Raw genomic sequence first — 25,630 nt, 5'->3', positions numbered from 1 at the left:
CGACGCGTTGGGTATTCAGTCGGTATGTATATGCGGGTATTTAGTCGACAAAGGCGGGTATGTGCCCCCTGTTTGTAGTACGAATTTACCACATCTGTGGTATTTCCGGCGGGCGGAGCTTTTCCTATCTTTGCAATCGGTTAAGATAAGAAAATTAAAGAAATATGGAAAAGATAGCAAAAAGGCTCACCGAGCTCGTCGGGAATACTCCTTTGCTGGAGCTGAGCAATTACAACAAATTAAACGGGCTGAAAGCGCGTCTGGTGGTGAAGATAGAGTCGTTCAACCCTGCCGGCAGCGTGAAAGACCGTATCGCTTTGTCTATGATTGAATATGCCGAAATGAAAGGGGTGTTGCACGCCGGATCGACCATTATCGAACCTACCAGCGGGAATACCGGAGTGGGGCTGGCTTTCGTGTCCGCCTCCAAGGGCTACCGCCTGATACTGACCATGCCCGACACGATGAGCATGGAGCGGCGTAACCTGCTGAAGGCGCTGGGGGCGGAGCTGGTGCTCACTCCCGGTGCGGAGGGCATGAAGGGCGCCATTGCCAAGGCCGAAGAGCTGAGAGCGGCTACACCGGACGCTGTAATCCTTCAGCAGTTCGAAAACATCGCCAATCCGGGCGTGCACGTGCGTACCACCGGACAGGAAATCTGGAGGGATACGGACGGACAGGTGGACATTTTCGTGGCGGGCGTAGGCACGGGGGGTACGGTGAGCGGAGTGGGTGAAGCGCTGAAAGCCCGCAAGAAGGAGGTGAAGATCGTTGCCGTAGAGCCGGCGGACTCTCCGGTGCTGTCGGGAGGAAAGCCGGGGGCGCATAAGATTCAGGGAATCGGAGCGGGGTTCGTGCCCCGAACATACAATGCGGCGGTGGTAGACGAGGTGGTTCGGGTGGAGAACGACGAAGCCATCCGTACCGGGCGCGAACTGGCTCGTACGGAAGGCCTGCTGGTCGGAATCTCTTCGGGAGCGGCCGTATTTGCGGCGACACGGCTTGCCCGGCTGCCGGAGAATGAAGGAAAAACGATTGTCGCCCTGCTTCCCGACACGGGAGAGCGTTACCTGTCTACCCTTCTCTACGCTTTCGAGGATTATCCGCTGTAAAACGGGATGTCAAGCTGTGAAGCTGTGGTAAACAAGAAGTTTTCAGGGTTTCTCATATCCCCGTAGTCCGAAGATCTTGCCGGTCATCCGTTCTACGGGGACTTTCCATACCTTCACATTGCGCAATGCCGGCTCGGAGTATCCGAACTCGTTGTCGGTGTAATGGTGCATGATGATGTCCAGAATGCGCCGCTTCTCTTCCATGTCTTCGATGAAGGTCACCCGCCCTCGGCACATGGCGCTTTCGGAGCGCATGCTGTAGCTGCAAGCCACCTTCGGGTGCTGGTAGACAAGCTCGTGCCCCCGGCTGAAGGTGATGCACACCCGGTTGTTCCGTTCGAGCATCTCCAGCTTGCCGCCTTCGGGTCCCGAATGCAGGTAGATGATGCCGTCTTCGTAGCCGAAGTTCATGGGGATGACGTACGGATTTCCTTCCGGATCGGTGATGCCTACATGGCATACGGCAGACTGGCGGATGATGGACTCGATCCGCTCCTTTTCTTCTATCGCAAAAGTCCTCATTTCTCGATCAGCTCAAAGTCCAACTGCTTCTTCTCGAGGTTGGCGCGCGCCACACGCACCGTAATCGCGTCTCCCAAACTGTAAGTGCGGTTTTTCCGGCGTCCGCGCAGACAGTAGTTCTTTTCGTCGAACTCGTAGTAGTCGTCGTCCAGATCGCGTATGGGAACCATGCCCTCGCACTTGTTTTCGTTCAGTTCCACGTAAAGCCCCCATTCCGTCACTCCGGAGATCACCCCGTCGTACACCTGTCCGAGGCGTTCGCTCATAAATTCCACCTGCTTGTACTTGATGGAAGCCCGTTCGGCATTGGCAGCCGTCTGCTCCATGTTCGAGCTGTGCTCGCAAAGCGCTTCGTACTTCTGTTCCGACACGCTGCGCCCTCCGTCCATGTATTTCGTAAGCAGGCGGTGCACCATCATATCGGGGAAACGGCGGATGGGCGAGGTAAAATGGGTGTAATACTCGAACGCCAGTCCGTAGTGCCCGATGTTGTGGGTAGAGTATCGTGCTTTCTGCATGGCGCGGATGGAGACGGTTTCGATGAGGTTCTCCTCCTTCTTGCCGTGGATATCGTCGAGCAGGTGGTTGATGGATTTCGATATGTCGGTTTTGCTTCCGCTGGTGCGTACTTTGTAGCCGAAGCGGGCGATGAACTGCGACAGGTTTTCCAGCTTCTCCGGATCGGGCAGGTCGTGAATGCGGTAGGGCAACACTTTCGCCTTTTTGTTTCTCGGCACACGCCCCACTTTCTCCGCTACGGTCTTGTTGGCAAGCAGCATGAACTCCTCCACCAGCTTGTTGGCGTCTTTCGATTCCTTGAAGTAGACGCTCACGGGCTTCCCTTTCTCGTCTATCTCGAACTTCACCTCATAGCGGTCGAAGTTGATGGCTCCGGCGGCGAAACGCTTCTCGCGCAATGCCTTGGCAATGGTGTCGAGCATCAGCACCTCCTCTTTGAAGTCTCCCTGCTTGGTTTCGATGATCTGCTGCGCCTCCTCGTACGTGAACCGGCGGTCGGATTTGATCACCGTATGCACCACGCGCGAAGCTTGCACTTCTCCCTTCTCGGTGATGTCGAATATGACGGAGTACGCCAGCTTCTCTTCGTCGGGGCGCAGCGAGCAGATGAAGTTGCAAAGCCGTTCGGGGAGCATCGGGATGGTGCGGTCGACCAGGTAGACCGATGTGGCCCGCTTCTCCGCCTCTCTGTCGATGATTCCTCCCTCCTTTACGTAGTGAGTCACATCGGCGATATGTACGCCCACTTCCCACAGCCCCTCTTTCAGCGGGCGGATGGAGAGAGCGTCGTCGAAGTCTTTGGCGTCTTTGGGGTCGATGGTGAAGGTGGTCACCTTACGGAAGTCTTCGCGTTTGGCAAGCTCTTCGGGAGTGATCTCCGCCGGAATGTTGTCCGCCGCTTTCTCCACCGCCTTGGGATATACGTAGGGCAATCCGAATTCGGCAAGAATGGCGTGCATCTCGGTAGTGTTGTCTCCGGCACGCCCCAGTATGTCTATCACCTGTCCGATGGGGTTCTTCGCTTTGTCGGGCCATTCGGTTATTTTCACGATGGCCTTGTCACCCGTTTTTCCTCCTTTCAGTTTCTCTCTCGGGATGAAGATGTCGTTGGCGAGCGTACGGTTTTCCGTCACCAGAAAGGCGTACGACTTAGCCACCTCGAGCGTGCCCACAAAGGTGTCGTTGGCGCGTTCCAGTATCTCTATCACTTCGCCTTCCGCCTCCCGGTGTTTCCGTTTGGCGTAGAACATGATTTTTACCTTATCGTTGTTCATGGCATGGGCGGAGTTCCGCTCGGCGATGAAGATAGGGTCGCTTCCGTCTTCGGGAAGGAAAGAATTCTTTCCGTTGCTCTTGCGCTGGAAAGTTCCCGTCATCTCGGTGCCGTGCGTGTTGATGCGAAATTTGCCTTTGTCCACTTCGCTGAGGTAATCGTCTGCCACCAAGTCGTGCAGGATATCTACGCAGAGCATTTTCTGCGGATGGGTGGTGAGGCGCAACTCCGAGAAAATGTGTTTCATGCTCATGGTTTCGCCCGTTTTGGCATGGAAAAGCTCTGACAGCAGTGCGGTAAGTTGTTTTTTACCCATTCTCTTGCCTGCTTTTTTCTCTCTCTTTTCTTTCTTCTTTGCCATAATAAAAATGATTCTGTTATGTAGTTCAATCCGACCGGCTCTTCTTCCTTTCCGATGAGCGCGCAATGGCGGGAAACGGAGAGTCCGGTTCGGTGCGGAACATTCGGGAAATGCCTGCGGCAACCTTCCCGCCGGAATGACGGATACCGAAAGCGGAAGTCCCGAAGAGGTTTCAATGGCGAATATAGTTATATTTTCCCGTTTACGAACTCAAATGGGGTGAAAAGTGACGGGCGGCACTTGTTTTTGATTGCAACTTGATGGTTGCAGTGCGGAAATTGTGTACATTTGCCTGTATCTTATCAAATCATATCGCAGCATGGAGACAGAAAAGCAGGTTCGGGAACGTGAGATTTACAAGGCGACCATCGTTGGGAGTGTAGTCAATCTGCTGTTGCTCGTATTCAAATTCACGGCGGGTATCGTGGGGCATAGTGCCGCTATGATTGCCGATGCCGTTCATTCGCTGTCGGACTTCGTGACGGATGTGATTGTGATTGTCTTCGTGCGGATTTCCAACAAACCTCAAGACAAGGGGCACGACTACGGACACGGAAAATACGAAACGATGGCTACCGTCATCATAGGCTTGCTGCTGCTTGCGGTGGGATTCGGGCTGTTGTGGACTGCCGCTTCTTCCATCTACGCTTTTTTCGTCAAAGGCGAATCGCCGGGTGAGCCGGGGATGGTGGCGCTCATTGCGGCGCTTGTGTCGATACTTTTCAAAGAAGTATTGTACAGGTATACGGTGCGCGTGGGCAGAAAGGTCGACTCGCAGGCGGTAGTGGCCAATGCCTGGCATCACCGGAGCGACGCGCTTTCGTCGGTGGGTGCGGCCATCGGTATCGGCGGCGCCATTCTGTTGGGTGATGGCTGGCAGGTGCTCGACCCTGTGGCGGCTCTGGTTGTGAGCTTCTTCATCATGAAAGTATCGGTCGAGTTGCTCGTTCCCTCGGTGGAAGAGCTGTTGGAAAAATCCCTGCCCGATGAAGTGGAACAACAAATCGAAGAGACGTTGCTCTCGTTTCCCGGAGTGAGCGAGCCGCATCATCTCCGCACCCGCCGCATCGGCAGCTATTACGCCATCGAGGTGCATGTGCGGATGGACGGGCGGATGTCTCTGGAGGAAGCTCATGACAAGACCACCGCCATCGAATGCAGGCTGAAGGAGATGTTCGGGCGGTCGACGCTGATCAATATCCACGTGGAGCCGTTGAAATGAAACAGATTAAAGTAAGCGATAAAAAAACAGACGTAAATATGAGAAGTATTTTAGTGACGGGAGCGAGCGGTTTTATTGGGAGCTTCATTGTAGAGGAGGCGTTGAGGCGAGGGTTCACCACATGGGCGGGAGTACGGTCTACGAGCAGCAGGAGATACCTGAAAGACTCCGCGCTGAACTTCATGGAACTCGATTTTGCCCGTCCCGATAAGCTCAAGGCTTGCCTGGCGGCGCATAAAGCCGCAAACGGAGCGTTCGACTATGTGGTGCACTGCGCAGGGGTGACCAAATGCCCCGACGAGCAAATGTTCGATGAGGTGAACTACCGGCAGACCTGCCTGTTTGCAGATACCCTGCGCGAGCTCGACATGGTTCCGTGTCAGTTCATCCATATCAGTACGCTCAGCGTGTTCGGCCCCATACGCGAAGCCGATTACTCGCCCATCCGCGAGACCGACACGCCGATGCCCGACACGGCATACGGGCGCAGCAAGCTCCGGGCAGAGGAGTATATCCGCAGCATTCCCGGATTTCCTTATGTCATTTATCGCCCTACCGGCGTGTATGGCCCGCGCGAATCCGACTATTACCTGATGGCGAAGTCCATCCGCCGCCATGTCGACTTCTCCGTAGGTTTGCGCCGGCAAGACCTGACCTTTGTGTATGTGAAAGACATGGTGCAGGCCATCTTCCTCGGCATAGAGAAAGGCGTGTCGCGCAGGGCTTACTTTCTTACCGACGGGAAGGTGTATCGAAGCCGCGCTTTTTCCGACCTGATACGGAAAGAACTGGGCAATCCGTTTGTTATTCGGGTGAAATGTCCGTTGATTGTATTAAAAATAGTATCTTTGCTCGCTCAATTCATCGCAGCGCGCTCGGGAAAGAGCAGCACCCTGAATTCGGACAAGTATAAGATAATGAAACAACGCAACTGGCAATGCGATATCTCTCCCACCATCAATGAGTTGGGCTATCGTCCCGAGTACGATTTGGAGAGAGGCGTTCGCGAAACCATTGCCTGGTATAAAAAAGAAGGATGGCTTTAGTATTGGACCTGTTTAAGCGTGTGGAATCCCGTAAAGGGTTGTTTGCCGTAGAGAAAGCGACACTCATCTACACCTTGTTGACCTCTGTCTTGATTCTGTTCCTGTTTCAGCGGATGGATCATCCCTGGCATATGCTGCTCGACAGAGCGATGATTGCCGCCATGACATTCCTGCTGATGTATCTTTACCGGTTGGCGCCGTGTAAATTCTCGGCTTTTATCCGCATTGCCATTCAGATGAGCCTGCTTTCGTACTGGTATCCGGATACGTTCGAGTTCAACCGCTTCTTCCCGAATCTCGATCATCTGTTTGCCTCCGTCGAACAGTTCATCTTCAACGGCCAGCCCGCTATCTGGTTCTGCCATACGTTTCCTCATCTGGTGGTGAGTGAGGCCTTCAATATGGGGTACTTCTTCTATTACCCCATGATACTGGTGGTGGCGCTCTACTACTTCCTTTTCTGCTTCGAGTGGTTCGAAAAGATGTCTTTCGTGCTCGTCACCTCGTTTTTCATTTACTACCTTATTTATATATTCGTGCCTGTGGCAGGTCCGCAGTTCTACTTCCCCGCCATCGGTTTCGATAATGTGGCGAACGGCGTGTTTCCTTCCATCGGCGATTATTTCAACCACCATCAGGAGTTGCTTCCCGGTCCGGGCTATCAGCACGGTTTTTTCTACAATCTGGTAGAAAGTTCGCAGCAAGTGGGCGAACGCCCCACCGCCGCTTTCCCCAGTTCGCATGTGGGCATCTCCACCATCCTCATGATCATGTCGTGGCGTGCCAGCCGGAAACTGTTCTTCTGTCTGGTTCCCTTCTACATGCTGCTGTGCGGCGCTACGGTGTATATTCAGGCACACTATGTGATCGACACCGTGGTAGGCTTCTTCACCGCCTTCCTTTTCTACGTGGTGGTGACGTGGATGTACAAACGCTGGTTTGCCACGCCGATGTTTAAGTGAGAAATCAAGCCACAACAACTTTCACAACGGATGGCAAGTCCTTGTTGTTTTACCGCTGCTGTTTGTTACGATCGTGGCGCAGTCTATTCCGAGACCTTGTTGTGTTACCGATTTGCATCCTATACATTATTTGTTCCGTTTCCCGGTTTTTGAGTATCTGCTTGGGAATTCTTTTATTTTTTATATTTTTGCGGGCTGAAAACTTTTTGTAAGCTATTCTGCTGTTCGATTGCAGAGAGTAGCAGCTTTATAATCGGATTATAATCAATAAACAACTGTCACATGACGTACATAATCATTACTTTTACATTGTTCTTTGTGCTTCGCCTGGTTTCTTTATCTTACTCCATCCGGAACGAGAAAAGAATCGTACAGGCAGGAGCGGTTCAGTATGGAAAAACCAATTCGCTTTGCCTTACTCTGGCTCACATCGCTTATTATTTCTCGGCATTATACGAGGCGTATGCGACGGGAGTGAGCTTCAACCGAACTTCATGGATAGGAGCTGCGGTGATGGCGTTCGCCTACCTTATGCTGTTTTATGTCGTTGCAAAATTGCATGATGTGTGGACCGTGAAGCTTTACATCCTTCCCGATCATCGCATCGAGAAGAGTTTCTTGTTTCGTGTGGTGAAGCATCCCAACTATTATCTGAATATTGTGCCCGAACTGATCGGAGTGGCTCTGCTCTGTAATGCGTGGTACACGCTGGCTGCGGGGTTGCCCGTGTACTGCATATTTCTCGCCATCCGCATCCGGCAGGAAGAGAACGCCATGAAAGGGCTTTGGGGCGATAGTTTATGATAAATTCCGTTTATCGTAGGTGCGGATAGCGACGAAAGGCTGTTATTGGCTCTCATTATCCAATGCGCTGGCTCCTCTTACTGAATTCGCCGGTTTCCTCTTATCGAATATACCGCCTCTGCCTCTTTTGGGCAGCAAAATCTTGGAATCTTACTGTCGAGTATGCAGCTTTCGGTTACGTGCAGAAGCAAAAGGAGCAAATCCATTATCAGGGAGTAATGCTGTTGCAATGGATAAAGAGACTGCCCGAAAAACCGGCCTCTCAGTTTTTACTTTGCAGTCTGTCTATCTTTAAAGAAAGATCATTCTCGCCTCACTCCAACCCAAGCTGCTCTATCCCATCAAATATACGGAACAGCTCTTCTTGGGTCTCTGCCCGCAGCATGGCGATTCGGGTGTCGCGGAAGTTCGGTATGCCTTTGAACAGCGGACTGGCTGCCAGATGACGGCGCACGTGCAGAATGCCCCGGCGTTCGTCGAGCAGATTCACGCTGTCTGTCACTTCCTGACGCAGCACATCCATGCGCCATTTGAAGCTGAGCGGGGGAAGTTCCTCTCCCGTGCTGAGATAATGCTTGATTTCTTTGAATATCCACGGGCGTCCGAAGCTGGCACGGCCGATCATCACGGCATCTACGCCATAACGGTCGAAGCATTCCTTGCAGCGTTGCGGCGTGGTGACGTCGCCATTGCCGATGATGGGTATGTGCATGCGCGGATTGTTCTTCACCTCGCCTATCAGTGTCCAGTCGGCCTCGCCGGTGTACATCTGCGCCCGCGTGCGTCCGTGTATGGTAAGGGCGGCAATGCCGCAATCCTGTAGTCGTTCGGCCAGATCGACGATGATTTTATTGTCGGCATCCCATCCCAAACGGGTTTTCACCGTCACCGGAATCTGTACCGCATCCACCACCGAGCGTGTGATATCGAGCATTTGCGGAATGTTCTGCAGCATGCCTGCACCCGCGCCTTTTCCGGCTACCCGCTTCACCGGGCATCCGAAGTTGATGTCGAGAATATCGGGCTTGGCCTGTTCCACTATCCGGGCGGCCTCCACCATGGTTGCGGTGTCTTTTCCGTATATCTGTATGGCTACGGGGCGTTCCTCGTCGCTGATGTTGAGCTTCTGCTCTGTCTTGCTCACGGAACGTATCAGTGCGTCGCTCGACACGAATTCGGTGTACACCATGTCGGCCCCGAACTTTTTGCACATCAGCCGGAATGCCGGATTGGTCACATCTTCCATCGGGGCGAGCAGCAGCGGCCGTTCGCCCAAATCTATATGGTTTATCTTCATATAAGCCTTTATTTATTAGCGTCTTTGTCTGTTGCCTTGTCTTTGGATTTGGGTGGCAATGATCTTGCTTACGGGATATTGCAGATTCTTTTGCCTTTTTGCAACCTGTTCTTTCAGATTTATTTTCCGCAAAAATACGGATAAATTCGTACCTTTGTATCATTATTTATGTTTAAATGATTGCTGACACAGAGAATGAATATAAAAGATTTTGAAATAATGGCTCCGGTAGGTTCGCGCGAATCGCTTGCGGCAGCCATTCAGGCAGGCGCCGATTCGATCTATTTCGGTATCGAAAACCTGAACATGAGAGCCAGATCGGCCAACACGTTTACAATCGACGACTTACGGGAAATAGCGCAGACATGCGACGCGCACGGGATGAAAAGTTATCTCACCGTGAATACCATTATTTACGACAAAGACATTCCGCTGATGCGTACCATTGTCGACGCGGCAAAAGAGGCGGGTATCTCCGCTGTGATCGCTGCCGATGTAGCGGTGATGAACTATGCCCGCCGCATCGGGCAGGAGGTGCACTTGTCTACTCAGTTGAACATATCGAACACGGAAGCGCTGAGGTTTTACGCTCAGTTTGCCGATGTCGTGGTGCTGGCTCGCGAGCTGAATCTGGAGCAGGTGGCGGAAATCTACCGTGTCATCAGAGAAGAGAACATCTGCGGTCCCGGCGGCGAACAGATCCGTATCGAGATGTTCTGTCACGGAGCCCTTTGCATGGCAGTTTCCGGCAAATGCTACCTGTCGCTTCACGAGATGAACCATTCGGCCAACCGCGGCGCATGCATGCAGGTATGCCGGAGGGGCTATACCGTTCGCGACAAGGAGACGGATGTAGAGCTGGATGTGGACAACGAATACATCATGTCGCCCAAAGACCTGAAGACTATCCACTTCATGAACAAGATGATGGACGCGGGCGTACGCGTGTTCAAGATCGAAGGACGCGCGCGCGGTCCCGAATATGTGCGCACGGTGGTGGAATGCTACAAAGAGGCGATCAAAGCCAATCTGGAAGGCACGTTTACCGATGAGAAGATAGCCGCTTGGGATGAACGGCTGAAGACGGTATTCAACCGCGGATTCTGGAACGGCTATTACCTGGGGCAGCGACTGGGCGAATGGAGCCGCAATTACGGCTCGGAGGCTACGGAGCGTAAGATATACGTGGGACGGGGAATCAAATACTTCTCGAACATCGGCGTGGCGGAGTTTCTGGTGGAAGCCGCCGAGCTGAACGTGGGCGATAAGCTGTTGATTACCGGACCTACCACCGGAGCCATGTTTGCTACCCTTGATGAGGCCCGCGTGGAGCTGAAGCCGGTGCAGACAGTGAAGAAAGGCCAACATTTCTCGATGAAGCTCAACAAGATACGTCCGAGCGACAAACTCTACAAACTGGTTTCTACCGCCGAGTTGAAAAGATTTAAAGGAATTGCCCCGGAAAGCGACAAGGAGGCAATGAAACAATAATTTTATAAAGAAAGAATGGAATATATCTACGAACTGACATTGAAGGTGCGCGACTATGAGTGCGACCTGCAAGGCATTGTGAATAACGCAAACTATCAACATTATCTGGAACACGCGCGTCACGAATTCCTGCTCTCTGTGGGAATCGACTTTGCCGAACTCCACCGGCAAGGCGTAGACCCTGTGGTGGCTCGCATCAATATGGCGTTTAAGACTCCGTTGAAGAGCGGAGACGAATGCGTATGCAAGCTCTATCTGCAGAAAGAAGGCATCAAGTATGTGTTCTATCAGGATATTTTCCGCAAAAGCGATAATAAGGTAGTGGTGAAGGGCATCGTTGAAACTGTTTGCGTGGTGAACGGGCGCCTGAATACCAGCGACTTGTTTGACAGCTACTTTGCTCCTTACCTGAAATGAACCCGGAAGAAGAACAACTCTATGGCATTGCTCTGACAATGATTCCCGGAGTGGGGCATATCGGAGCGAAAAGATTGATGGACGGAATGCACAGCGCCGCTGATGTGTTCCGTCTTCGTAAGGAGATACCCGGGCGTATGCCGGAGGTCAGCGAGCGGATCGTGCAAGCGCTGGACTGTCCCGAAGCGATTGCCCGTGCCGAGCGCGAGATGGAGTTCATTGCCCGGAACCGGATTCGCTGTCTGACGCTGAACGACGAAGACTATCCTTCGCGCTTGCGCGAGTGCGAGGACGCCCCGGTCGTTCTTTTTTATAAAGGAGAAGCCGATTTGAACGCCCTCCGCGTCATCAATCTCGTGGGAACACGGCATGCCGGAGATTACGGGAAGGGGCTTTGCGATGCTTTTCTGAGCGACCTGAAAGCCTTGTGTCCCGATGTGCTGGTCGTCAGCGGACTGGCCTACGGAATCGACATCCATGCCCATCGTGCCGCATTGGCGAACCAACTGCCTACGGTGGGCGTCCTCGCTCACGGCTTAGACCGCATCTATCCGCACGTGCACCGTAAAACCGCCGTCGACATGCTGCAACATGGCGGCTTGCTGACGGAGTTCCTTTCCGGCACGAACCCCGACCGCCACAACTTCGTCAGCCGCAACCGCATCGTTGCCGGCATGTGCGATGCCACCATCGTAGTAGAGTCGGCAGAGAAAGGCGGTTCACTTATAACTGCCGAGCTTGCCGAAAGCTACCACCGCGATTGCTTTGCTTTCCCCGGCCGGGTAGGCGATGAGTACTCCAAAGGATGCAACCGGCTGATTCGCGACAACAAGGCCTCGCTGCTGCTTTCGGCAGAAGACTTCGTGTCGGCGATGGGGTGGGGCGTGCCCGTCCGTCAAGATAAAGCGGAGAATGTTCAGCGTGCCCTGTTCCCCGAACTCACCGAAGAAGAGCAGGCAGTTGTCCGTATCCTGCAAAGACAAGGAGCGCTTCAAATCAACACGTTGGTGGTGGAAGCCGATATCCCCGTACACAAAATGAGCGCTTTGCTGTTCGAGCTGGAGATGAAAGGAGTCGTCCGCGTATTGGCCGGGGGAATGTACCAACTGCTATAACTATTATCTCATAGAAAAGCTGCGCCGTATGCTTCATCCGGCAAGTATGCTTTGCGGCCCCGGTGGGTATATATATCCGCCGCGGTAGGCATATATGGCTACCATGGTGTGTATATATGGCTACCGTGGTATGCATATATGGCTACCGTGGTGTGTATATATGGCTACGACGATGTGTATATATGGTTCTCGCGGTGAATATATATCATGGATAGCAGCGCAGGTAGGAGTAATATAAAGGCACATCTCTTTAAACCGTCTGTCTATAACAGAGAAAAACCATCAGCCTTGAGCTTCTTTACAGAAAATTGCAACGATCTATAAGTTAAAACAGGAGAGAAATTGCACAGTTCTTTCAGAAAAACAGTATATTGCGGAACAAAATACGATGCTATGATATATCAGTTTAAAATTCAGATCAAAGGTATAACCAAACCTCCCGTATGGAGAAAGGTTGCCGTTCCGGGAAACTTCACTTTCCTGAAGTTTCATGATGTCATACAAGCGGCTTTCGGCTGGGAAGACTATCATCTGTTCCATTTTGTGGATAAAGAATACGGTTATCGTCTTTGCATATCCATGCCCGAAGAAGAAGACTTCGACGTCTTCAACGAGCCTCAGGATGCCTCTAAAGTAAAGCTCTCCGACATCTTTTCGGACCATTTTCGCAAACTGCTGTATGTCTACGACTTCGGCGACGACTGGGTGCATGAAATCACATTGGAGGCTGTTTCCGAGGTTAAGCAGAAGAAAGCCGTTTGCCTTTCAGGAAAAGGCGCCTGTCCGCCGGAAGACTGTGGAGGCGTGTACGGATACGAAAACATGAAAGCGATTTTCCGTGAATCGTCGGGCGAACAAGTTGAAAGTTACCGGGAATGGCTCGGGCTGGAAGAGGGCGAGAACTGGGATCCCACAAGCTTTGATATAGACGAGGTGAATGATTACCTGAAGGAGTTGTGATTGCTTCAGTCCAATCATCCTTTTTATGATTTTTCTCTTTCATAGTCTTCTTCATTTAGTAAATGTATAAAAAAATACGGAATCCCTTTTGAATCCCGTATTCCACATTTACACAAATGTATTTTATAGCGCCGAAAGTTCTTCCGGCTGGCGGATAAAACTTATTACTGAAGCATAAATAAGACAACTAACCGGATATGGCTTAGTTGTCTTATTTTTCTGTGCCGGCCGGCTTTCTTACCTGTTTTTATCTTTCAGTCGTTTTATGGTCTTGTTAATTTCATTTTGCAAATCTTGATTGTCGGTTTTTATTTGTCGGAGTCCCGCAATAATATCTGCTTTGCGATAGTTCTTGCTGAACCACCCTAAAGTTTCGCAAGCCGTTATGCGTAGCTGCATGTCGTGTTTATTGTCCGCAATAAACTCTAAAAGAGGGTTAATGGCCATTATGCTGGGGTGGTTGCGAAAACGTATAATCTCCAAGCGGGCTTCGCTGGCTTTGGTTGCAGTATCGCCTATTGCTTTCAAGTTTTTGATACTGTTTGCTTCTTCTTGGTCAATCTTTTTTTTCAGTAGCTCTATGCGTTTTGTACTGTAAAAAGGCCGCTTTGCTGTTTGCTTTTCTATTTCCTCACGCATGCTTTTGAAATCGAAAGCTGCCAATCCGGAATTAATTTTGAAACCGAGACGAACTTCGTGTCCGCGTTGAATGTACGCATCGATAAAGGCCGGTATCAACTCCGGTGAAGCGTTTTTTTCTATATATTCTGCAGCAAAACGACGAATCAGTTCGTAGCTGTCGTTAATAGCTGCTTTGAGAACAGGTATCGCGTGTTCGGAGTAATTGAGGGCTAACAGGCGCACCGCTGTCAAACGCACTACAAACAAGTCTGAATTGAAATAAGATTCTTTCAATAGTGTTGGAATTTCAGGGTAATCGGCATCGGCCAGTTCGCGTAAAGCCAGTGCTTGTATGTCGGGAAGCGGATTGTTAAGTTGTTTCTTCCAGAAGTTGATATTGCCTTTTTTTAACACCACTGCATGGTTTATGTCAAAGTTAAGGGTGTTGTTGGCAAAATGGAAAGTAGGATCTCCCATAATATGGTTCTCAAGAAAACATACCAGCCGATTGAACTGTCCGATACGCATGCCTGCTCCCAATAACCCGAGCATCTCATCGGGCCATTTGTCTTGAATCGTGTTTACTGTTGCTCCTTGCGTTGCAATGGTTTTTCCTTTCGCAAAAACATACGCTCCGGCTATATAATCTTTCTCATAGAATGATCCGTTGAAGCAAGCATCGAACATTATAAAGCGTGCATTCGGTTTCAGGTTATGTATGTCAGTCGTATGAATGTCGAGTGTCAGGTTGAAAAGAGAGTCTTCCTCAATCTTTTGAGGGTCGAATGCGCTTTCGCACCAATTGCGCGGCACATCGTAGCCTTTCATATAATATGCTATGGCAGCTTCTTTTCCTTCCTTCTTTGCCATTGAAGGAATTTTCCCTCTCAGGAAGCGTTTAACGTTCTCAATACTCGGCATCGGGGCGCTTACATTTTCATATCCGTTGATGTATTGTGTTTTCGGTGAACCGTGATGATGAAAAAGCATTATGTCGAGATCGGGATTTTGCACCTCATTGAGGTAAATCTCTTTCATGGGAAATTGAGCGTCAAACTCGAAAAACTTCACGGAGTTTCCCGGTTGGAATAACTGTGGAAACTGCTCTCGTAGCGCTAACTGTTCGCCCGCCCATACGCCGGGATCTTCGGAGTTGTATCCGTGTCCTCGCCCCATGCTTAAATGGTCGACGATATTATGCGCGTTTTCTTTTTTCTCTTTGACAACTTTGGTCAGATATTCCCGTAAAAGTTCATACTTATCTGCTCCCTCTAATTCCAGAGGTTTGATACGTGCGGAATAAATATCCGGAGATAGGTATTGTTTGGAATCGGCACGCAACGAGTAATAGTAGTATGACGGAATGTCCTTATCTTGCTTGAGGAAGTCGAATTTCAGCCCGAAATCATCATAATAGCGGTCTGACGGGACACTTGATTTCTTCCAGTCACGTCTTTGGTCCATCTTGAACGCAGAGGTCAGATGTTGCGCGTCGCGCAACATCGGGATGGGAATATCGCCAATCAACACGCATCCTTCCAAAGGCGATTTTTTGTCGTTGTGCAGCGTGATTAGTAAGCTGCGTATTTCTTCCGGATTTTTCCATTTATTTATTATTAGATAAGTTCCCAATCCGTCTTTTTCTATACTTTGCTTGTAAGCATCAATAGCTTCTTTGACCTTTTCATAACTTGTTTCATCTACGAGAATGGCAAAAGTTGTCGGTGTTTTTATGCCGGGAGTCATGATTTTTTGTGCGTTTATATCACAAAAAGCGGTTATCATGAGCAAAAGGAGGAGTAATTTTTTCAACTTCATGAGTTTATGGATTTAATTAGAATGATGTTTTCTTGTTTAAAAAAGACAACCAATACTGATTGACAGGTATTTTCGGTGGTTGAAATTAAAATCGGAGGTTTTTGTATACTCGAAACCGGCTTTGGCAAAGAGGTTAGCCGATTTGTCCGCTTTGTATTGTTGCGAATAGGATGCCGATATCCCGACTCTGTAGTAGTCGGAGGTCTGGAAATTCGAATCTGCGGTTTCAAGTTCCGTTACAGTCGGATAGTCCGGATGGGGACCTCCGTATTTATAATTACCGGACAGGTTTTTATTATATCCTCCGTTGGCGCTTAACAATAGGCGTTTATTTAATTTGTCCCCCATTACAATATTCTTTTTTCCACATACGTATAGATATAGATTTTCGGAGTTTTTAGTAGAGTTCGGTAATATATACTCGTCTTTATTGTTCGTATAAGTCGCGCTTACATCAACTTTCCAGTTATATTCGTCGCCTCTGTTGCAGACTAATGAGTAGTCCGCTGATGACGCCCGGGTTTGATACGTAGAACGAATGCTGCGATACAGTTGAATCCATTTACTTTCAGATTCACTGTTGTCGTGTTGGTTGATGTACTGTATACCGTCTCTGCGGCTGTAGATATATCTTAATTTAGCATGATGCGTAATTTTATTCCCTGTGGTAAACATGCTTAATGCGGCTTTAATCTGCTTGTCTTTAATTGAAGCATCTTTTCTGGGGTCCATAAAACCTATATTTACATCTTCTACTTTCATTGTGTAATAACTTTCAAAAAGAAGGTTTACTTTTGGTTTTGCATAATTGTATTGCAGACCTGCGCCAATCTTGTCTCCGTAATAATTGGTTTCTCTTCCGCTTCCTATGCCTTTCATGGCCACTCCCAAGCCATATAGTTCATAGTAGTCCTGATCTGTGTAAATGTTTGTGTTTCCCATTCTGGAATCCTCTTTTATAGATGTGTATTCAATGTTTCCTCCCCAAATATGTTGGTTGTTAATGGTATAAGTTATTCCGGGGGTCAACTCTAATGTATAGAAGCGGCTATCTACCCGCGGATCCCTTTGTTTGGCGGCTAGTGAGGCAATGTATGTTCCCTTAAGTCCAAAAGTGATTTTATTCCAGAATCGGGGAGTAGCGATGCCGAACTTAAGATTATAATACTGATTTCTCCAATTGCTTTGATGAGTGTCGGCAACATAATACGGCATTCCTCTGAACGGATCGGTAATTGAAGCGTTGTATCCGGCATCGTATTTATTTTCTTGCTCGAATGAGAACGCTCCCCATACATAGACTTTCTGCAAGTTCAAGAACCCTTCACTGCTTACATTAAACGCTTTGATCGTTTGTCCTTCTTGCGGGCGGCAAAAGTTTCCTTCTTCTGTATGGTACTTCAATTGGAGGCTGGAATAGTTTCGGGTGTTGTCAAATGCTATTCCTGCTGCGTTTCCGGAATAAGACCAGAGCCTTTTTTGTTTGAACAGTTCTGCTCCTGCTGTGGAGAATCCTTGTGATTGAATTTGTATGCTCAGCAGGCATGCAAACGAAAGGATACCTAATTTGTTGACTATATTTCTTTGTTTTTTCATAACTTCTCGGGTTAAAACGTAGGAAAAATTACCTGGTGTGATTCCATGCCGGAATTTTTGTATCATATCTTCTTAAAATAGGAACAAGCCCTCTTTCAAAGTCGTTTGTACTATTGTTTGTATCTTCGAAAATCAAAGCCCCGTTTTCACGGCGAACGGGTTCGCCGTCTTCATTCATTGTCCGCTTACGGGCAATGCTCAGCGAGCAATAGGTGGCGCCTACATACGTGAGCCCCGCATCGAGGACGGCAGGCACACGCTTGGCATTCACCATCGATTCGTTATCGATACACTCAACAGCGTCTAATACGTGTTTAACCGGTATCTTTGCATAAAATCTTTTGTTGTTCGGATTCCTTAAGTCGGTAGTTTTCATATTGTTATCATTCACCGGATCCCATTGCTCCTCTTCAGGGATACGGAAAATAACATAAGCTCCTCCGAAAACAGAGGTTAAATATTGGGGTACTTTACCTTTTTCTGCTTTCCCGTCATAGAAGACATGAAGCATGTCTATGGCCGGTTGGTCAGGAAACTTCGGGTTATCCATGTTAAATTCAAAATCTGAGGAACTGCAATCTACCGGAGAATTTGGATTGTATTGCTCAAGTTTATGGTTGACTGCAAATTGGGATATTACACAAGACTCTCCGGATGCCAAAGGATATTCGGTTCCGTTTCCGGGGAATTTCCATACACGTTCGGCATATGCGTAGTTATCGCCATCTTCTTCGGGCCAGATAGGCAGCAGGGTTGTGGCTTTACCTGGAGTTAAATTGGCGAAATAAATGCCGTCCAGGTAGATTGTTTCTGCCGAATTATTATATATTTCGTAGAATTGATCTCTGAAGTACACTCCGTCTAGTGGAGTTCTCGAGCCGGCATAATAAATTTCTTTAAAAACCAAAGGACTTACTTTCAAGCCTCTCAACGTAATTTCCAATGTTTTAATCCCTTCATATAGGGCTTTGTTCACCAGGTTGCCGTTTAGATAGTATTCATTTCCCTCGGAATCAATTCCCGTGCCGGATATGGAAATGGTATAAATACCCGGAATGATGTTTTCTATCTGAGTGATTGCGTCGTCGGTAGTTTGCACCAAGTGCAAGTCTTCTGTGTAATTATCGAGTTTGATAGTCAGGTTCTGTATCTCTTTTAAATCTTCTACGGATAGGATTGCCTTTACGGAAAGGCTGATAGGTGCAATCTTCTTAGCATCGTTTGCCTCTTTAAAAGATTCGCATGAAGCGAATACCGATATAATGAGCGCGAGTATGGGTAATATATGTTTCATAATATTGATATTTATAGGGTGATTGCTAATTCCAGTCCGAAATAGAAGCGGTTGTTCAGGATGTTATATGTACCCCGCTTGCGTTTAGACTCCACTCTTGGGTAGCTTCTGAACATATTGTTGGCAAAAAAAGAAACACGCATGTTGTTGCTGATTTCCTTTGTTATATTGATGTTGAAACAGAAGTATGCCGGGTTCGATTCTTTGATAGCTTTTGTATGATCGACATTTTGTAGCATATATTCATATCCGGCCGCTTTGACGGCATCTATAGTAGTATACTGATTTGCGGGGAACATATGTACGGAAGCGTCTTTTGTCGATATATATCCTATCGGAATCGAGTCGTTTCCGAAAGTTTTCCAATCGGATTGTTGCCAAATGGCCTGAGTCGTAAGTGTGATCACGAATCCGATGCTTGGAATGTTGTGTGTGGTACGTAGTGTCGTAGCAAATTGCTGGCCATAATTTGTCGATCCTCTTGTGGCGTAAATAGCTATGTCTTTGCGTGCCGAAGGCGCATTTGGGCTATTGTCGTAAAAGTCGTATCCGTCGTTATAGCTTTCAGTACGCATCCACGAACCGTTGAGCTGGAATGAGGTGCGGATAGCGTCAATTCGTTCTACGTTCAGGCTGAATTCAACCCCTTTGGTATTTACAAACCAGTTGTTTCCCGGCTTGTAAAAATCGGATAACACCGGATAACTTCCTGCCAACGCAAGTTTATTGTCGGCATCGCGTTTGTACTCGTTGTGGGTAAACGGTTTGAATGTATTGAAATCGCGGTCTAATGAATAACCGTCTTTCAAACGTTCGCTAAATGCCGTTACCGCCAATTTGGCTTTTTCCAGATTTAAATCCAGACCGATTTCCGCTTTATGGTTTTTGGCTATTTTCAGTTTGTTGTTTTCGGTATCATACACTTTGGTAGTAGTTATAAACAACCTTTCATTTTCCGGAATATTTTCGTTGGCCAACTCATTCAAGTTGATATATTCGAAGTAGGCTTTTTCGGGAAACAGATATAGTAATGTCGGCATTTTTGCTGCAATCCCATACCCTCCCCGAAGCGTTATTCTGTTTGGAACAATATCGAAAGAAGCGTTTATACGAGGTGATAAAGCGTCTTTCACAACCGATACTTTGTCATAACGCAGTCCGGCTTGAATGTTTAGCGAGCGTTCGCCTACCTCCCAACGGAAGTTCTCTTCCATGAAAGCCCCGAGTTGTTTTACAAACGGGATATCTCGATATGGTCGTGGGCGGAAAGTAGCGTCTTTCTGCCTTAAGACCCTATAAGGAGGTGCGGATGGATTATAGGTTTTTCCGTCTCCGATGTTGCCGTCGGATTTAAAATCTATTCCTAAGAGGATTCGGTTGTTCACAGAATTATATTTTTTAAACAAGTTGGCGGAAATCTTGGCGAATACATTGATTTCTTTACTGTCGATGTCGTAACGTCCCTTGTAGCTGTTGGGCAGATAAATAGCATAATGCCCTTCGTCGGGTTTTCCAAAGTTTGTTATTTCTTCGCCGTTCGCGTCGAATATATGTTGCCCGGGTTTATTGGAAAGAACAGCTCCATCGGTTGTTGTCATTGAATAGGGTGCGTTGGCAGAAGAGTATACGCTTTCGTAAAAGCTGGTGCGCGAGGTATAAGTGACCGCACCTACGTAACGTATGTTTTGTAACCACCCTTTGTTGAGGTTCCATGTGCCGTTTGTATTGAATGTTACACCGGCGTCTTGTCCTTTAGAAGCCGTTTGGGTTCTTTCATCGTCGGGGTTTCGGTCACGTTGGTCTTTTCCATAGATAAAATCAATTGATGTATTGCTTCGGAGTTTGTTTTTAAACAAAACATTTGAATACAAAAGCTTTGCGGTTGCCCGTTGATAGTGGATATAAGAGGATTTAGGGTCATTCGTGTTGTACGCGTAATCTCCGCTTACGTTTAACGAACCTCTGTTCTTTCCTAATTCAAAGCCTGTTCCTAAAGACACTTGATATACGTTCGGATTAGCTTTTCCTTTGATGCGGAGCGGTTCACGACCGGCTTTAGTGTGGATTATGACTGCTCCGGCAGTGAGGTCTCCGTATTCTACAGATGGAATTCCTCTAATCACCTCTACCGATTCGATATTCTCGGTAGAGATGCTTCGTACGTCTAATCCGCCCGAAGGAGAAGAACCGCCTCCAAGAGCTGCGGTCGCTCCTTGAACTGTAGGATTTAAAGCTTGTAAGTTGGAATTATTGGAAACCGGCGCTCCATCTTTTATAATGGCTGTTCCTAAGGCGTTGAGGTCACTTTCTTTAGTTTTGCTTGAATACGAAGTTTGGTGTCCCTTAGAGGCTGTGGAGATTTGACGAATATTAATTTGTTGTGCATTGTTCAGATTTGGTTCAGAAGAAGTTCCTCCGGGAAGTAAGACCAATAGATCGTGTAGACTGGTTGCTTGCAAGTGGTCCATAGTCATTCTGGAGATCTTGGAAGAGGTGGCTTTGCCTGCTTGGTTGTTTTCTGCAATTACTACAATTTCTTTGATGCGGAAATCTTCGCTTCTCATTACAAAGTTCAACTCTATATTACCGGATATGTGAATAAGTGTGTCAATCGTCTGCTTGCCAAGATATTTAACTTGGAGGCGTGCTTTGCCGTGAGGGATATTGACCAATGTATAGCGACCGTTGTTATTACTGGCAGTCCCAATTGCATAGTCGGGTAATGAGATGGATGCAAAGTCTAAAGGAACTAACCTTTCATTGTTGTCCGATTCATAAATTGTGCCGTAAATACGCGCTTTCTTTCCGTCTTGTGCGTTAACAAAAGGTGTAGAGATGATCCACAGAGCTGTAAGAGCCAACAATGCTACTATTGTTTTTGCGTAGTCTGATATACTTATTTTCATGGATGGAGAATAATTTAAATAAAATCCCTACTATTAGGTATTGTATATTCGCGATTTTCTTATTCTTGTTTACAATTTGATTCTTGTTCGAAGATAATTGTTTCAAAAATAAGAAATTTTATTTATAAATCAAATAAAAAACAAGAAAATAGAGCTTTTGAACATGCTTTTGCCTTTTTTTATCAGATTCGAGAGCAATACACTTATTTTATTCTCTAAATGCATAAATTTTTGGCTTTTGTTTGGAAAGTGTTTGGTATTACCTAATTATAGGGATATTGAAGTGATTGTACCTGAGGGTGTTCATTTTGGCCTCTTTTTCCTTTTTCTGCAATACCCTTGAACACTTTCATGAAATACTTTCTCTTGAAACATCTTGGCATAATTTCGACAAAACGGTTGTATGAGAAGGTCTATAGTAATGCTTAAAGTACCGAAATGAATTGAAGTGAAAACAGATTAGTGTGGTGATGACTTCAGCATCCGGATCATGCGCTTTCGCTTGCGTTTGGGTGCGTCGGGAGTGGATGGAAGTGCATTTTTAGCCATCTCCACTTCAACTTCTTTGCTAAAATCGTCTGCAATACAGAGTTTCAGTAACTTTACTTTCGGTAATCATGATAGGGTATTTATTGTTTTTCACCTCTAAGATGCTAATTATCATAAATATTACCAAAAGAATCGGCAGCCTTATCAAACTGCCGATTTATTTTTGCAAAGGTATGGCTTATCCCGAACTTGTGTTAATAGGAGTTTGAGAGATATCCACTGATTAACCGTCGGATAGAGAAGTACAATCGTTAAAAAGTGTACCACCTTACCTAAGTTGTGTGCATATTAGGTGATTTGTTTACTGATAACTCATGATTACTTCTCTCATTCAAAGCCAAGGATCACCCAACTGTTGCAATATTCATCTCTTCAAGATTGACAACAGAATGAGTAAACTCTCTGATTTTTAGACCTTATGACAAAGGTCAGTGGCTTTCTTGTTCCTCAAATGAACTGTACAAGATCATGGTGGGAAAATGAGCATATAACTGATGTGGTAAGACGATATGAGATTTCGTGAACTCTCAAAAAATCGCACTACGTTTCAGAAGGTCACAAAGGGGCACTGCTTCAAAAAGGCTACCTTGTAAAAGAAAAAGCACCTACAACGTCATCGTAAGTGCTTGATTTGCTTCGTGGACCAGCCTGGGCTTGAACCAGGGACCTCCAGATTATGAGTCTGTTGCTCTAACCAACTGAGCTACAAGTCCGTTGCATTTGATCTTTTTTAATGCGGTAGCAAAGGTAGAGCTTTTTGTGGAGTTATGCAAGATTTTATGGCAAAAAAACGTTGGACTTTATCGTATATGCGGATTATGGGATAAACGTTACTGGTAATGACGGAACCGGCTTTATGCTCCGTGTAAACTGACTCGGAAGTGGTATCCTGCCTGTTCGCCCTTTCAGGGCTTCCCTGTTTTTACTATCAGCGACGGATGGCATCCGTAAAAAGCTTTTTCTCCGCGTTGTTTCAAGCTTGCCGGTATCCATATTGTTCTCAGGTTTGGACAATTTTCTATGGCATAGTCGTTAATCTCCTCTGTGCCTTCCGCAAAGATCAGCTCTTCCAGCCCGTTGTGCCGGGTGATCAGGTTTTTGTCCACGAATTTAATCGGCTTTAGTTCCACCCGCTTTACTTTGCCGGGGATGTAGAGCGGTATGTTCGTCTTTTTCCCTTTTTTAGGGTAAACGGCTCCCTTGTAATTTTCGAGATGCGGATTATCCTTGCTGATGATTAAGTCTGTCAGCATTGTGCCGTAATGGAGTAAGCCCATGCTTGTTTCACCGCCGAGTGATTGTATCCGCTTGCCTAAAACGATTTCTTCTACCTGACCCGGAATGGCGGACTGCGGATTGAAACAGGTTACCTCTATTCCGCTGATATGGTCCGGAACGGTCAGCCGTTTCTTCTGTGTCTGCTTTACGTTTGTTGCGGCAAGCATCTCTTCGATAAGTCCATATTCGAAGTCGTCATCGGAAAACAAGACTCCGTCCAGACTCTGCGGAATCAGGTCTTTCTCATATTTTTCCGTTTCATCTATATCGTATACCGGGCCGTTGGTGGGGTCGGCTACTATCCATTTACCGTCTACCCGTACATAATTCCAGGCATGACCGCCCCAAACACGCCCCATATTTAAAAAACCGTTGGTGACGAATGCGGAAATATGTTGCGTGTGACACATCACCTTGAGCAGATCGGCATACCCTTGACAAACCGCCTGTTTGTTTTTGAATACGGCATACGGCCTGTTGTCTCCCAACTCGTATTTTATGTTTTTGCGAATCCAGTCGTATATGGAGTTGAACTTTTCTTTTTCCGTCTTCAACCTCTTCACCAGCGATTGGGTGAAAGTGGCAATTTCCTTGTATTCGGTTTCAGAGATATCGGTGCGTCCCATTTGCCTGGAGCGTTCGGGTGCAATTCGGGGAAGCAAAAGCTTCACTTTTTGGGTGCCGCTTCCTTCCAGCCGTAAGATTTCTCCTCCGGTTTCCTCAGGCTGTGTTTCTGTTTCTTTGGGTTGTTCTTCCTGTTTTTTATTTTCGTTGAGCGGATCTTCCGAAGTGCATGCGCCCATGCTCAGCATAGCCGTCAAGCTGCACAGAAAGAGTGTTCGATGTAATTTCATGATATATTCTCTGTTTGTGTGGATATAAATTGTTTGTAAAAGGTTTTGTCGCAGTGTGTTTGCCTTGTTTGCTGTACCGATATTGCTTTCGAGGGGATGTGTCCCGGAGAAGGCAGATCTCTCAGACCAACCGCCTCCATCGCCGCGAAAGCGATGCCTTCGCAGGGACGCGCCCCGGAGAAGGCAGCTCTTTCAGAACTTGTATTTCCGCTTGGGATTCTTCGGGAACCATCCTTTTTTTACCCGCTTCTCCTGGTCGAACACTTCTTTAATGGTCCAAAATGAAGAAAAAGCGAAAACACCCAATAAAGAGGAAATGATGACATTGCTCACGCTCAATGAAGCTATGACGCCTATGATTCCCCATATCAGGAATATCCACCAGCATTTGGTACCCCAATAATACTCGGCTTTCACCACTAAGGGGTGGAAAAGGCCGATAATCAAAAAAGTACAAATCCCGATGAATAATCCCGCCAAATGATGATCGTAAAGAAATTCCATTCGCTTATTTATCTAAACGGATGGGGATTTCTTTCTTGATGCTTTGCTCCAGCGAAATCAATGTTTCGGTGGCTACCACACCCGGAATCTCTTGCATCTTGTTGTTCAGCAGATCCATGAGATGTTCGTTGTCGCATGCGTAAACTTTCGTCAGCATGGTGTATGCTCCTGTGGTGAAGTGGCATTCTACAATTTCGGGAATTTTCTCCAACTGGGCGACAACGGTTTTGTACATAGATCCTTTTTCGAGTTTGATTCCGACGTATGTACATGTTCTGTATCCCAATGATTTGGGATTTACATGATATCCCGAACCTACAATGACTCCCAGATCGATCAGCCTTTGTACGCGTTGGTGGATGGCTGCGCGTGATACACCGCATTCTGCCGCTACATCTTTAAAAGGGATACGGGCGTTCTGAGAGATAATCTCCAAAATCTGCCTGTCGAGGTTATCTATTTTCTCCATAATAATAAGTTTGAATTTTCTATTTATTAGCAAATAGTAAGCAAATATAGAGATTTATTTTAATTTCTCTTCTTATTTGGGAAGAAAAAGATGCAGAAACGAAAATGAAGGTATCCTAAATGGACATCTACTTCTTTTTGTTTTCTCCCATAGCTTCGTTATGCCGTATGTTTCCTGTTTATCCGCCATGAGCCTCGTCGGGTGAAACAGGCGAACAGCTTAGCAGTTTGTTGAGCTCCGCCACCCTGATGGGAACGGAGGATACTTCGATGATGTTCCTGTCATTGAGTGTCTTACTGGCTTTATGAAATGATTTTGCGGCTGCTTTGTGTTTAGCAACAGATTTCTTTAAAAAGAGGAGAATTTGCTTTGTTTTTGTGTTTTTATGTTATAATATTGCAAATAACCAAAAAGTTCACTGCCGGTATTGGGAACTGTTCAGACCAGACTGATCAAAGGCGCGGATATCGAAAAAAAGTATTGTTATTATGTAATAATAGAAGATGCTCCGCAGCATATTGTTGATTAAGTAATAAAAGAATATCATTATGAAACGAATTCTCCTTCTCAGCATCATTACGATGATGGCCTGCTACTCCGCCGCTCAAAAGAGAGACACCGTGCGTCTGCGGGTTAATTA

At 47.3% G+C, this 25,630-nt stretch carries 19 protein-coding genes, 1 tRNA gene and 1 pseudogene; 9 read left to right on the top strand and 12 right to left on the bottom strand.

Annotated elements, in window-relative coordinates; translation table 11 throughout:
- Positions 1-164 precede the first annotated feature (164 nt).
- A complete protein-coding gene (gene cysK / locus C234_RS0115530; RefSeq protein ID WP_027326510.1) occupies positions 165-1,112 on the top strand; it encodes a cysteine synthase A in 948 nt (315 codons plus the stop codon).
- 42 nt (positions 1,113-1,154) lie between these two features.
- On the opposite strand, the gene C234_RS0115525 is transcribed toward cysK, so the two are convergent.
- Positions 1,155-1,634, bottom strand: coding sequence for a pyridoxamine 5'-phosphate oxidase family protein (locus tag C234_RS0115525; RefSeq protein ID WP_027326509.1), 480 nt, complete (start codon positions 1,632-1,634; stop codon positions 1,155-1,157).
- On the bottom strand, positions 1,631-3,787 hold the full coding sequence (gene rnr, locus C234_RS0115520) for a ribonuclease R (RefSeq protein ID WP_027326508.1): 2,157 nt from the start codon (positions 3,785-3,787) through the stop codon (positions 1,631-1,633). Before rnr ends, C234_RS0115525 begins: the two co-directional genes overlap by 4 nt.
- Positions 3,788-4,106: 319 nt before the next feature.
- Between rnr and C234_RS0115515 the strand changes: the two genes are divergently transcribed.
- The 4 genes from C234_RS0115515 to C234_RS0115500 all read left to right on the top strand — a co-directional run bounded on the left by C234_RS0115515 (position 4,107) and on the right by C234_RS0115500 (position 7,821).
- Positions 4,107-5,009: a cation diffusion facilitator family transporter gene (locus C234_RS0115515; protein ID WP_027326507.1), complete on the top strand. Its 903-nt coding sequence runs from the start codon at positions 4,107-4,109 to the stop codon at positions 5,007-5,009.
- A 38-nt stretch (positions 5,010-5,047) separates the two neighbouring features.
- Complete coding sequence (locus C234_RS0115510; RefSeq protein ID WP_027326506.1) at positions 5,048-6,055, top strand: NAD-dependent epimerase/dehydratase family protein; 1,008 nt, start codon at positions 5,048-5,050, stop codon at positions 6,053-6,055.
- Complete coding sequence (locus tag C234_RS0115505; protein WP_027326505.1) at positions 6,046-7,017, top strand: phosphatase PAP2 family protein; 972 nt, start codon at positions 6,046-6,048, stop codon at positions 7,015-7,017. Before C234_RS0115510 ends, C234_RS0115505 begins: the two co-directional genes overlap by 10 nt.
- Before the next feature lie 282 nt (positions 7,018-7,299).
- Entirely contained in the window at positions 7,300-7,821 is a 522-nt protein-coding gene (locus tag C234_RS0115500; RefSeq protein WP_027326504.1) for an isoprenylcysteine carboxyl methyltransferase family protein, read from the top strand.
- A gap of 313 nt (positions 7,822-8,134) precedes the next feature.
- Here C234_RS0115500 and dusB read toward each other — a convergent pair whose 3' ends face one another.
- Complete coding sequence (dusB, locus tag C234_RS0115495; RefSeq protein ID WP_027326503.1) at positions 8,135-9,118, bottom strand: tRNA dihydrouridine synthase DusB; 984 nt, start codon at positions 9,116-9,118, stop codon at positions 8,135-8,137.
- 195 nt (positions 9,119-9,313) lie between these two features.
- On the opposite strand from dusB, the gene C234_RS0115485 reads away from it, so the two are divergent.
- The 4 genes from C234_RS0115485 to C234_RS0115470 all read left to right on the top strand — a co-directional run bounded on the left by C234_RS0115485 (position 9,314) and on the right by C234_RS0115470 (position 13,101).
- Complete coding sequence (locus tag C234_RS0115485) at positions 9,314-10,609, top strand: peptidase U32 family protein (protein ID WP_027326502.1); 1,296 nt, start codon at positions 9,314-9,316, stop codon at positions 10,607-10,609.
- A 15-nt stretch (positions 10,610-10,624) separates the two neighbouring features.
- Complete coding sequence (locus C234_RS0115480) at positions 10,625-11,026, top strand: acyl-CoA thioesterase (protein WP_021644607.1); 402 nt, start codon at positions 10,625-10,627, stop codon at positions 11,024-11,026.
- The gene (dprA, locus tag C234_RS0115475) at positions 11,023-12,141 is read left to right on the top strand and encodes a DNA-processing protein DprA (protein WP_027326501.1); all 1,119 of its coding nucleotides are present in this window, start codon (positions 11,023-11,025) and stop codon (positions 12,139-12,141) included. Before C234_RS0115480 ends, dprA begins: the two co-directional genes overlap by 4 nt.
- 393 nt (positions 12,142-12,534) lie before the next feature.
- Complete coding sequence (locus C234_RS0115470; RefSeq protein ID WP_027326500.1) at positions 12,535-13,101, top strand: plasmid pRiA4b ORF-3 family protein; 567 nt, start codon at positions 12,535-12,537, stop codon at positions 13,099-13,101.
- A 237-nt stretch (positions 13,102-13,338) separates the two neighbouring features.
- Here the strand turns inward: C234_RS0115470 and C234_RS0115465 are convergent, their stop codons facing one another.
- The 9 genes and pseudogenes from C234_RS0115465 to C234_RS0115425 form a co-directional block, all read right to left on the bottom strand.
- Positions 13,339-15,540: a HEAT repeat domain-containing protein gene (locus C234_RS0115465; protein WP_034537020.1), complete on the bottom strand. Its 2,202-nt coding sequence runs from the start codon at positions 15,538-15,540 to the stop codon at positions 13,339-13,341.
- 36 nt (positions 15,541-15,576) lie between these two features.
- Positions 15,577-17,136 carry a DUF6850 family outer membrane beta-barrel protein gene (locus C234_RS0115460; protein WP_027326498.1) on the bottom strand — a complete coding sequence of 520 codons (1,560 nt, stop codon included), beginning with the start codon at positions 17,134-17,136 and terminating at the stop codon, positions 15,577-15,579.
- 28 nt (positions 17,137-17,164) lie between these two features.
- The gene (locus tag C234_RS0115455) at positions 17,165-18,433 is read right to left on the bottom strand and encodes a DUF4876 domain-containing protein (RefSeq protein ID WP_027326497.1); all 1,269 of its coding nucleotides are present in this window, start codon (positions 18,431-18,433) and stop codon (positions 17,165-17,167) included.
- An 8-nt stretch (positions 18,434-18,441) separates the two neighbouring features.
- Positions 18,442-21,336 carry a TonB-dependent receptor gene (locus C234_RS0115450; protein WP_027326496.1) on the bottom strand — a complete coding sequence of 965 codons (2,895 nt, stop codon included), beginning with the start codon at positions 21,334-21,336 and terminating at the stop codon, positions 18,442-18,444.
- Between the two features lie 317 nt (positions 21,337-21,653).
- Positions 21,654-21,955: pseudogene (locus tag C234_RS18330) on the bottom strand (IS982 family transposase); the annotation flags it as partial.
- Positions 21,956-22,524: 569 nt separating this feature from the next.
- Positions 22,525-22,598, bottom strand: a tRNA-Ile gene (locus C234_RS0115440).
- 192 nt (positions 22,599-22,790) lie between these two features.
- On the bottom strand, positions 22,791-24,017 hold the full coding sequence (locus tag C234_RS0115435; protein ID WP_081688179.1) for a transglutaminase domain-containing protein: 1,227 nt from the start codon (positions 24,015-24,017) through the stop codon (positions 22,791-22,793).
- 192 nt (positions 24,018-24,209) lie between these two features.
- Positions 24,210-24,521 (bottom strand): DUF4491 family protein, encoded by a 312-nt coding sequence (locus tag C234_RS0115430; protein WP_027326494.1) that lies wholly within the window; start codon positions 24,519-24,521, stop codon positions 24,210-24,212.
- Positions 24,522-24,525: 4 nt separating this feature from the next.
- On the bottom strand, positions 24,526-24,990 hold the full coding sequence (locus C234_RS0115425) for an Lrp/AsnC family transcriptional regulator (protein WP_027326493.1): 465 nt from the start codon (positions 24,988-24,990) through the stop codon (positions 24,526-24,528).
- Between the last annotated feature and the right edge of the window lie 640 nt (positions 24,991-25,630).

The sequence above is a fragment of the Bacteroides pyogenes DSM 20611 = JCM 6294 genome, from assembly GCF_000428105.1.
Lineage (GTDB): Bacteria > Bacteroidota > Bacteroidia > Bacteroidales > Bacteroidaceae > Bacteroides > Bacteroides pyogenes.
This window is presented reverse-complemented; position numbering and strand designations above follow the sequence as displayed.

Coding starts and splice junctions, on each gene's coding strand:
- cysK (WP_027326510.1), top strand. CDS start 165: ATGGAAAAGATAGCAAAAAGGCTCACCGAGCTCGTCGGGAATACTCCT.
- C234_RS0115525 (WP_027326509.1), bottom strand. CDS start 1,634: ATGAGGACTTTTGCGATAGAAGAAAAGGAGCGGATCGAGTCCATCATC.
- rnr (WP_027326508.1), bottom strand. CDS start 3,787: ATGGCAAAGAAGAAAGAAAAGAGAGAGAAAAAAGCAGGCAAGAGAATG.
- C234_RS0115515 (WP_027326507.1), top strand. CDS start 4,107: ATGGAGACAGAAAAGCAGGTTCGGGAACGTGAGATTTACAAGGCGACC.
- C234_RS0115510 (WP_027326506.1), top strand. CDS start 5,048: ATGAGAAGTATTTTAGTGACGGGAGCGAGCGGTTTTATTGGGAGCTTC.
- C234_RS0115505 (WP_027326505.1), top strand. CDS start 6,046: ATGGCTTTAGTATTGGACCTGTTTAAGCGTGTGGAATCCCGTAAAGGG.
- C234_RS0115500 (WP_027326504.1), top strand. CDS start 7,300: ATGACGTACATAATCATTACTTTTACATTGTTCTTTGTGCTTCGCCTG.
- dusB (WP_027326503.1), bottom strand. CDS start 9,118: ATGAAGATAAACCATATAGATTTGGGCGAACGGCCGCTGCTGCTCGCC.
- C234_RS0115485 (WP_027326502.1), top strand. CDS start 9,314: ATGAATATAAAAGATTTTGAAATAATGGCTCCGGTAGGTTCGCGCGAA.
- C234_RS0115480 (WP_021644607.1), top strand. CDS start 10,625: ATGGAATATATCTACGAACTGACATTGAAGGTGCGCGACTATGAGTGC.
- dprA (WP_027326501.1), top strand. CDS start 11,023: ATGAACCCGGAAGAAGAACAACTCTATGGCATTGCTCTGACAATGATT.
- C234_RS0115470 (WP_027326500.1), top strand. CDS start 12,535: ATGATATATCAGTTTAAAATTCAGATCAAAGGTATAACCAAACCTCCC.
- C234_RS0115465 (WP_034537020.1), bottom strand. CDS start 15,540: ATGAAGTTGAAAAAATTACTCCTCCTTTTGCTCATGATAACCGCTTTT.
- C234_RS0115460 (WP_027326498.1), bottom strand. CDS start 17,136: ATGAAAAAACAAAGAAATATAGTCAACAAATTAGGTATCCTTTCGTTT.
- C234_RS0115450 (WP_027326496.1), bottom strand. CDS start 21,336: ATGAAAATAAGTATATCAGACTACGCAAAAACAATAGTAGCATTGTTG.
- C234_RS0115435 (WP_081688179.1), bottom strand. CDS start 24,017: ATGAAATTACATCGAACACTCTTTCTGTGCAGCTTGACGGCTATGCTG.
- C234_RS0115430 (WP_027326494.1), bottom strand. CDS start 24,521: ATGGAATTTCTTTACGATCATCATTTGGCGGGATTATTCATCGGGATT.
- C234_RS0115425 (WP_027326493.1), bottom strand. CDS start 24,990: ATGGAGAAAATAGATAACCTCGACAGGCAGATTTTGGAGATTATCTCT.